9 protein-coding genes are annotated in these 8,148 nt (G+C 70.5%); 5 read left to right on the top strand and 4 right to left on the bottom strand.

Features of this window, described 5'->3' with window-relative positions:
• The 3 genes from B9S61_RS38140 to B9S61_RS38130 form a co-directional block, all read left to right on the top strand.
• Positions 1-508, top strand: a 508-nt coding sequence (locus tag B9S61_RS38140; protein ID WP_103546257.1) for a class F sortase, incomplete at its 5' end; no start/stop codon positions are given.
• Positions 509-609: 101 nt separating this feature from the next.
• The gene (locus tag B9S61_RS38135; RefSeq protein WP_103546256.1) at positions 610-1,095 is read left to right on the top strand and encodes an RNA polymerase sigma factor; all 486 of its coding nucleotides are present in this window, start codon (positions 610-612) and stop codon (positions 1,093-1,095) included.
• On the top strand, positions 1,079-1,480 hold the full coding sequence (locus B9S61_RS38130; RefSeq protein ID WP_103546255.1) for a hypothetical protein: 402 nt from the start codon (positions 1,079-1,081) through the stop codon (positions 1,478-1,480). The genes B9S61_RS38135 and B9S61_RS38130 overlap by 17 nt, the downstream gene beginning before the upstream one ends.
• Before the next feature lie 101 nt (positions 1,481-1,581).
• Here the strand turns inward: B9S61_RS38130 and B9S61_RS38125 are convergent, their stop codons facing one another.
• The 4 genes from B9S61_RS38125 to B9S61_RS38110 form a co-directional block, all read right to left on the bottom strand.
• A complete protein-coding gene (locus B9S61_RS38125) occupies positions 1,582-3,021 on the bottom strand; it encodes a GH1 family beta-glucosidase (RefSeq protein WP_103546254.1) in 1,440 nt (479 codons plus the stop codon).
• A gap of 75 nt (positions 3,022-3,096) precedes the next feature.
• Positions 3,097-4,020, bottom strand: coding sequence for a carbohydrate ABC transporter permease (locus B9S61_RS38120; RefSeq protein WP_103546253.1), 924 nt, complete (start codon positions 4,018-4,020; stop codon positions 3,097-3,099).
• A gap of 12 nt (positions 4,021-4,032) precedes the next feature.
• Positions 4,033-5,028 (bottom strand): carbohydrate ABC transporter permease, encoded by a 996-nt coding sequence (locus B9S61_RS38115; RefSeq protein ID WP_103546252.1) that lies wholly within the window; start codon positions 5,026-5,028, stop codon positions 4,033-4,035.
• Positions 5,029-5,120: 92 nt separating this feature from the next.
• Positions 5,121-6,428: an ABC transporter substrate-binding protein gene (locus tag B9S61_RS38110; RefSeq protein ID WP_103546251.1), complete on the bottom strand. Its 1,308-nt coding sequence runs from the start codon at positions 6,426-6,428 to the stop codon at positions 5,121-5,123.
• A 302-nt stretch (positions 6,429-6,730) separates the two neighbouring features.
• Between B9S61_RS38110 and B9S61_RS38105 the strand changes: the two genes are divergently transcribed.
• Positions 6,731-7,744 carry a LacI family DNA-binding transcriptional regulator gene (locus B9S61_RS38105; RefSeq protein ID WP_103546250.1) on the top strand — a complete coding sequence of 338 codons (1,014 nt, stop codon included), beginning with the start codon at positions 6,731-6,733 and terminating at the stop codon, positions 7,742-7,744.
• A gap of 165 nt (positions 7,745-7,909) precedes the next feature.
• Positions 7,910-8,083: a hypothetical protein gene (locus B9S61_RS41350; protein ID WP_181007729.1), complete on the top strand. Its 174-nt coding sequence runs from the start codon at positions 7,910-7,912 to the stop codon at positions 8,081-8,083.
• Positions 8,084-8,148 lie beyond the last annotated feature (65 nt).

Here is an 8,148-nt window from a genome sequence, read left to right as displayed (position 1 = left end):
GAGCACAGAGCCGGCCGCGCGGTCCTCCGCCAGGCCGGCGCACACCCTGCGGCGTTCGGTTCCGGTCCGGCTCGAGATCCCGGCCATCGGAGTGGACACCCCCGTCATGCGGCTGGGGCTGGCCCCGGACCACACCGTCGAGGTGCCTCCGATCACGGCCGACGACCGGGCGGGCTGGTACCGGCACTCACCGACGCCCGGCCACCCGGGTCCGTCGGTGATCCTCGGCCACGTCGCGGTCGGCGACTACGGGGACGGCGTCTTCCGCCGTCTCGGGCGGCTGCGCCGGGGCGAGCGGATCGTGGCACACCTGGAGAACGGCACGGCGGCGGAGTTCACCGTCGAGTCGGTCCTGACGGTCGCCAAGGCCGACTTCCCGACGGAGGCGGTCTACGGGGACGTCGACCGTGCGGAGCTGCGGCTGATCACCTGCGGCGGGCCCCGCACGGGGGACGAGTACCGCGACAACGTGATCGTGTTCGCCACGTTGCGCGCCGCGATTCCCTGACCCGTCAGCGGGGTCCCGGGCCGCCGGACCGTGTGCCGGCGGCCCGGGACCCCTTCCGCGAGCGGTACCGGTCCTCGGTACCGCCCCGACCATGGAGAGCGTTGAAACGGTCCCGCGAGCAGGCAGCGTCCGAACTCTTCGCCGCCCTCTACCCGCGCCTCGCCGGCTGGTGCCGCCGGCTGGTCGACGACGACGAGACGGCCCACGAGATCGCCTCGGAGGCGTTCACCCGGCTGTGGTCCCGCTGGACCTCCGTGGCGGAGCCCCGGGGCTTCCTCTATGTCACGGCGGCCAATCTGGTCCGTGACCACTGGCGCAAACGCGAGCGCAGGGCCGTGCACCGGGCCGGCACCGAAGCCGCCGTCCGGCCGCACACAGAGCAGTCCGATCCGTCCGTACGCCTGCTCGTGCAGTCGCTTCCGGAACGGCTGCGCGTGCCCATCCTGTTGCACTACTACGCTGACATGCCGATCCGGGAGGTGTCCGCGGTGACCGGACGCAAGGAGGGAACCGTCAAGGCCGATCTCCACGCGGCCCGGGAACTGCTCCGTGCCCACCTGAGGAGAACCCTTGATCACACGCCCTGACGAGGATCCGGAGTTCGGCGCCGACGACCCACTCGCCGTCATTCTGCGGCCCGCCTCCGACTACCTCGGCCCGCCGCCCGGCCGGTTCGAGGCGATCCGGCGCGGCGCGGCGCGGCGCCGGCTGGTCCGTACCGTGGCCGGCGTCGGGCTGGCCTGCGCCGCCGGAGTGCTGATCGCCCTGCCCCTGCAGAACGCGTCGACGGCCGACAAGCCCGCGTCCCCCACGGTGCCGCTCGCTCCGCCTCCCGTGAGCGACCGCCCCTCCCCCATGCCGAGTCCGTCGGTGCCACCGGCGCCCGCCGACTCCCCGAGCGAGCCCAGCACGGCGACGGGAAGTCCGGTCACCCCCGTCCCCGCGCCGCCGGCGACGGACTCTCCTCCGTAGCACCGGGCGGTGCTACGGCGCTCCGGCCGGACAGCACACACGGGGACGGACCTGTGGGGCGACACCGTCCGGGGAGGCGGACGGGTGTCGCCCGCGGCGGGTCAGGCGCCGGGCAGGATCCCGTTGCGCACGACCTCGGAGTACCAGCGCGCACTCGCCTTGGGGATGCGGGTGCCGGTCGGGTAGTCCACGTAGACCGCGCCGAAGCGCTTGCTGTAGCCGTGGGCCCACTCGAAGTTGTCCAGGAGCGACCACAGGAAGTAGCCGCGCACGTCCGAGCCGTCCACGACGGCCTGGTGGACGGCGGCCAGGTGGCCCCGCACATAGGCGATCCGGGCCGGGTCGTTGACGTTCCCGGACGGGTCGGCGTAGTCGTCGAACGCCGCGCCGTTCTCCGTGATGACGAGCGGCAGCCTGGGGAAGTCGGACGAGAGCCGGCGCAGCAGGTCGTACAGGCCGGTGGGGTCGACGGCCCAGCCCATGGCGGTGGTGTCGCCGGGCGGCTGGTGGAAGGCGACCTTGTCGGCACCCGGCCAGGGGCTGTGGGCGCTGTTGCCGTGCCCGTCCGAGGCGTGGGTGGCGCTGCCGTCGGTCTCGGAGACGACGGTGGGCGTGTAGTAGTTGACGCCGAGGAAGTCCAGCGGCTGGTTGATCTGCTGGAGGTCGCCGTCCCGCACGAAGGACCAGTCGGTCAGCTCCGCGGTGTCCTTGAGCAGGTCCTCCGGATAGGCGCCCTGCAGCATCGGGCCGGTGAAGACCCGGTTGGCGAGCGCGTCTATCCGGCGGGCCGCGTCCGTGTCGGCGTCGCTGTCGGTGAGCGGCCGTACGTGGTGGATGTTGAGGGTGACCGAGCACTGGGCGGCGGCGGGGAGGCGGTCGCGCAGTGCCTGTACGGCGAGGCCGTGGCCCAGGTTGAGGTGGTGGGCGGCGCGCAGGGCGGCGACCGGGTCGGTGCGGCCGGGGGCGTGGACACCGGAGCCGTAGCCCAGGAAGGCGCTGCACCAGGGCTCGTTGAGGGTGGTCCAGGTCTTCACCCGGTCGCCGAGGGCGTCCGCGGCGAGGGCCGCGTACTCGGCGAACCGCTCGGCCGTGACCCGCTCGGGCCAGCCGCCGGCGTCCTCCAGCTCCTGGGGCAGGTCCCAGTGGTAGAGAGTGGCGACGGGCTGGATGCCCTTGTCCAGCAGGTCGTCGACGAGACGCCGGTAGAAGTCCAGGCCCTTCTGGACGGCGGGGCCGCGGCCGGTGGGCTGGATCCGGGGCCAGGCGAGGGAGAACCGGTAGGCGTCCAGGCCGAGTTCGGCCATGAGGGCGACGTCCTCGCGCCAGCGGTGGTAGTGGTCGGTGGCGATGTCACCGGTGTCACCGTTGCGGACCCGGCCGGGGGTGCGGGCGTAGGTGTCCCAGATGGACGGCGTGCGGCCGTCCTCGGCGGCGGCACCCTCGATCTGGTAGGAGGCGGTGGCCGAGCCCCAGAGGAAGCCCTTGGGGAAGGTACGGGCGGCGTCCGGGGCGGACGCGGTCTGCTGTGCTGCGGTGACCACGTAAGTCCTTTCGGGAGAGGGGGGTTCGCAGGCGAATGCCTGGTGGGGTGTGGTGCGGGCCGGGGCGTGGCGTGGTCAGCCCTTGACGGCGCCCGCCATGATGCCGCTGACGATCTGGCGGCCGAAGACGATGAACATCGCCAGCAGTGGCAGCGTGCCGAGCAGAGCGCCCGCCATGATCAGTGACTGGTCCCGCACATAGCCCGCGCTGAGCTGGGTGAGGGCGACGGGGACCGTCGGGTTGGTCATGTCGAGCACCACGAACGGCCAGAAGAAGTCGTTCCACGCGTGCACGAACGTGATCATGAACAGGACCGCCATGGCGGGCCGGGCGACGGGCAGCACGATGCTCCAGAAGATCCGCAGCGAGTGTGCCCCGTCCACGCGTCCGGCCTCGACGAGTTCGTCGGGCAGCGCCTCGGAGAGGTACTGCCGCATGAAGAACACACCGACCGCGCTCACCAGCGTGGGGAAGATGACGGCGGGCAGCTGCTGCGACCAGCCGAGCTCGGACATCATCATGAACAGCGGTACGACGCCGAGCTGCGGCGGCACCATCATGGTGCCGATCACCAGCATGAGCAGGGCGTTGCGGCCCTTGAACCGCAGCTTGGCGAAGGCGAATCCGGCCAGCGTCGCGAAGAGCACCGTGGACAGGGCGATCACCCCGGCCACGATCAGGCTGTTGATCATGGCCTTGCCCATGGCCGCCTCGTCCCAGGCGCGGGCGAGGTTGCTGAACAGGTTCGGGCCGGGCAGGAACGGCGGTGGCGTCTGGCTGACGCGGGTGTTGTCGGTGGAGGCCGCCACCATCGTCCAGTACAGCGGGAAGATGGACAGCACCGCCATGATGACGAGCAGGACGTAGGCGAGCGGTCCGGCGTGGTGCTGGCGGCCGGCACGCTGGCGCAGCAGCCGGCGGCCACCGCGGCCGGCCGGCTTCTCGGCAGGGGTCCGGTCCGGGGTCTCCGTCCGGACCGGGAGGCTGTGAGTGGTCATGACGACTCCAGGTCAGGACGTACGGGAACGCAGGCGCTTGATCAGGCGCTGCACCACGAAGGCGAGGACGAGCAGCATGAACATCGCCCAGGCGACGGTCGCGGAGCGGCCCATCTGGTAGTTCTTCCAGCCCTCCTCGTACAGCAGCAGGCCCAGCGTCTGGTACTGGTTGTCCGCGCCGCCGGTGATGCCGTTGGGCCCCTGGCCGAAGATCAGCGGTTCGCCGAACAGCTGGGTGGCGCCGATCGTGGAGAGCACGATGGTGAAGACGATGGTGGAGCGGATGCCGGGAATGGTGACGTGCGTGAACTGCTGCCACCGGGAGGCGCCGTCGAGTGAGGCCGCCTCGTACCGGTCGGCGGGGATGGCCTGCATGGCGGCCAGGTAGAGCAGGGCGTTGTAGCCGGTCCAGCGCCAGATGACGATGGTGGAGATCGCGGCCTGGGCGGGCCACTTGTCGGCCTCCCAGTTCACCGGGTCGATGCCGACGGAGCCGAGGGCCCAGTTGATCATGCCGAAGTCACGCTCGAAGATCATGGTGAACACGAGCGCGGCGGCGGCGACCGAGGTGGCGTACGGGACCAGCGAGGCGACGCGGAAGAACAGCGAGGCGCGCATGCGGTAGTTGAGCAGGTGGGCCAGGCCGAGGGCCATCATCAGCTGCGGCACCGTGGAGATGACACCGATGGTGATGGTGTTCTGCAGCGCGTTCCAGAACCGTGAGTCGCCCCAGAGCTCGACGTAGTTGTCGAACGCCACCCACTCCATGATGTCGAGGGTGGCCAGTTCCACGTCGTGCAGGGAGATCCACGAGGTGTAGACGAGGGGGTAGAAACTGAACGCGGCGAAGACGATGAAGAACGGCGCGATGAACGCGAACGGCGCGCCCTTGACGTCCAGTCGGTGCAGCAGCGCGCTGCGCCGCCGGGCTTTGCCCTCGCCTCCGGTCTTGCGGGGCGTGCCTGGCGGCTCCTCGCCGGCCAGGGCGTTGGTGGTGGAGGTGGCCACCGGACTTCCTTCCTGAGAGCGGATGTGTGTGCCGGGGTCCGGGCCCGCCGGCCGGAGGCGGCGGCGGGCCCGGACGACCGCGGGGCGACCGGTCAGCCGACCGCCTTCTCCACGCGCTCCATGGTGGTGTCCCACGCCTCGTCACGCGAGGTGCCCTGCTCGATCAGGGCCAGGCCCTGCGAGAAGGTGTCCTTGATGGTGCCGTCCTTGCGGCCGAGGACCTGCTTGTCCGGGATCTCCTGCGCGGCCTCACCGAAGATCTGGCCGATCGGGGCGTTGCTGAAGTACTCCGACTTGGCGTTCTTCACCGCGTCGCTCTCCAGCGCCTTCTGCGAGGACGGGATGTTGCCGATCTCCGTGAAGATGTGGGCCTGCTGCTCCGGCGCGGTCAGCCAGGCGACGAGCTTCTGGGCCTCCTCCTTCACCGGGCTCTTCTCGACCACGCTCAGGAAGGCTCCGCCCCAGTTGGCTCCCTTGGGCGCCGGGGCGACGTCCCACTTGCCCTTGTTCGCGTCACCGGCCTTCTCGCTGATGTGGCTGAGCATCCAGGCCGGGCACACGGCGGTCGCGAACGTGCCGTTGGCCAGACCCGGGTCCCAGCCCGGCTGGAACTGGCGCAGCTTGGCCGTCAGCCCCTCCTCGCCGGCATCCGCGGACAGCGCCCAGGCATCCTTGACGACCGGGTTCTTGTCGTGGATCAGGTCGCCCTTCTCGTTGTAGTACTGCTCGGAGTGGCCGTAGACCATGGCGTTGAACAGGCCGCTGGCCGAGTCCATGAACGCCACGTCACCCCCCTTGTAGCCCTTCTTGAAGGTGCGGCCGGCCTCGACGTACTTGTTCCAGTCGCCTTCCCACAGCTTGCCGACCTCTTCGCGGTCGGTGGGCAGGCCGGCCTTCTCGAAGTAGTCCTTGCGGTAGCAGACGGCCATCGGGCCGATGTCGGTGCCCAGGCCGAGCACCTTGCCGTCCGCGGTGCTGATCTGGGACTGCTTCCAGGGCAGGAAGTGGTCGGTGCCGGCTGTTCCGGCAAAGTCGGCGAACTTGTCGGACTGGGTCTCGGTGATCTCCTTGGCCCGGCCGATCTCGATGCCCTGGATGTCCTTCAGACCGTTGCCCGCGGCGAGCCGGGTCTGCAGCGCGGTGTAGTACGTCTGCTCGTCACCGGCGATCTCGGCCTTGATGTCGACGTTGGGGTTCTCCTTCTCGTACTGCTCCAGGAGACCCGTTTCCTTGATGCCCATCACGCCGAACAGGCCCATCGTGATGGTGACCTTGCCGTCCTTCTTGCTCCCGCCGGTGGCCGAATCACTGCCTCCGCCGCAGCCGACGACGAGCGTGAGCGCGCCGACGGCCGCGGCTGTCGCCACCGCCTTCGTGCGCAACGAACCGAGAGTGCCCATGGATCTCCTCCTAGCGACGACGCTGACACATCGGAGTGACGAGTTTCGCGATGACTACAGCGGCTCTGGTAGTAGTGGGAACGTGCCCATTTCTGGGTGGGCACGTTCCCACCGCGCATCGAAGACTCCTGGCTCATGGATGGATCTGTCAATAACTTGAAAACAACTTGTCATCACGAACCGGACACGGAGCCCGGGACCCCGCGCCGGAGCGGTGCTGTGCCCGCGTCGGCGTCTGCAAGAATTGCCGCTGGTCACCTCCGCGGCAGGCATCCCCGCCGCGGCCGCCGAGGAGGGAGCACATGACCGGCAACCGCCGTCCCACGATCAAGACGGTCGCCGCCCGAGCCGGCGTCGGCCGCACCACGGTCTCCCGTGTCGTCAACGGTTCGGACCTGGTGAGTGCCGACGCGCGGGCCAGGGTGCTGGCGGCGATCAAGGAGCTCAACTACGTCCCCAACTCGGTCGCCCGAGGCCTGGTGACCAACCGCACCAACGCCGTGGCCCTGGTGATCCCGGAATCGGAGAGCCGGCTGGGTTCGGAACCGTTCTTCGCCGCGCTGATCCGCGGTGTCAGCGGCGCCCTCGCCGAGAGCCGGACCCAGCTGCAGCTCATGCTGGTGCGCGACCAGGCCGAACGGGACCAGCTCACCGAGTCGGTGGCGACGCGGCGGGTGGACGGCGTCCTCCTGGTCTCCGTCCACAGCGAGGACCGGCTGCCCGGCATGCTGGAGGAAATGGGGCTGCCCACCGTGCTCGCCGGCCGGCGTGACGCGGGCGAGCAGCTGAGCTACGTCGACTCGGACAACGCCGGCGGGGCCACCGAGGCCGTCCGGCATCTGCTGGGGAGCGGCCGGACGCGGGTGGCGACGATCACCGGTCCGCAGGACATGGACGTCGGCCGCAGTCGGCTCGCCGGGTGGCGCGTCGCCCACGAGGAGGCCGGCCGGCCGGCGGACGAACTGCTCGTCGAGGCAGGCGACTTCAGCGAGGAGAGCGGCAGCCGTGCCATGCGTTTACTTCTTGAACGCGCACCGGACCTGGACGCCGTCTTCGCCGCGTCCGACCTCATGGCGCTCGGCGCGCTGGCCGAACTGCGCCGCCAGAAGCGGCGGGTGCCCGACGATGTCGCCGTGGTGGGCTTCGAGGACTCCGTCCTCGCCCGGCACACCAACCCGCCCCTGACGACGGTGCGTCAGCCGGTGGAGGAGCTGGGCCGGACCATGGCCCGGATCCTCACCGACATCACTCACCACGGCGCACCGCGGCAGCAGATGACGCTGCCGACGGAGCTGGTGGTGCGGGAGTCGTCGTAGCGCGGAGTCGATGGAGCGTCACGTCGACGACGGCCCGGGGCCGTCATGACGCGCTTCCCGGTGCTGATCGGTACCGTCGGTGCGGTGCTCTGCGGCACGGGTGCCGCGACAGGGTTCGGGCCGACGGCAACACCTGCGGCTGGGGCGGTACTTCGGGTGGTACACGTGCCGTTCGCCGTTCGCCTGCGGAAACTCACCGCTGCCCGGCTGATCGGCGGGCGTGAGGCACAGCGGCGCAGCGCGCTCGGCGGCCGGCCGACGGACCGCCGGTCGACGGACGGCGCGGGCTCTCTCGCGGGCGCCCTCGGCATACGGGCTCGGCCGGCTCCCCTGCTGTGACGGGCAAGCCGAGCCATCGCGGCGGCCCGCGCGTCCGGCATGCCGGAGGACTGGCTGGAGGCGGC

The sequence above is a fragment of the Streptomyces sp. SM1 genome, from assembly GCF_002910825.1.
Lineage (GTDB): Bacteria > Actinomycetota > Actinomycetes > Streptomycetales > Streptomycetaceae > Streptomyces > Streptomyces okerensis.
This window is presented reverse-complemented; position numbering and strand designations above follow the sequence as displayed.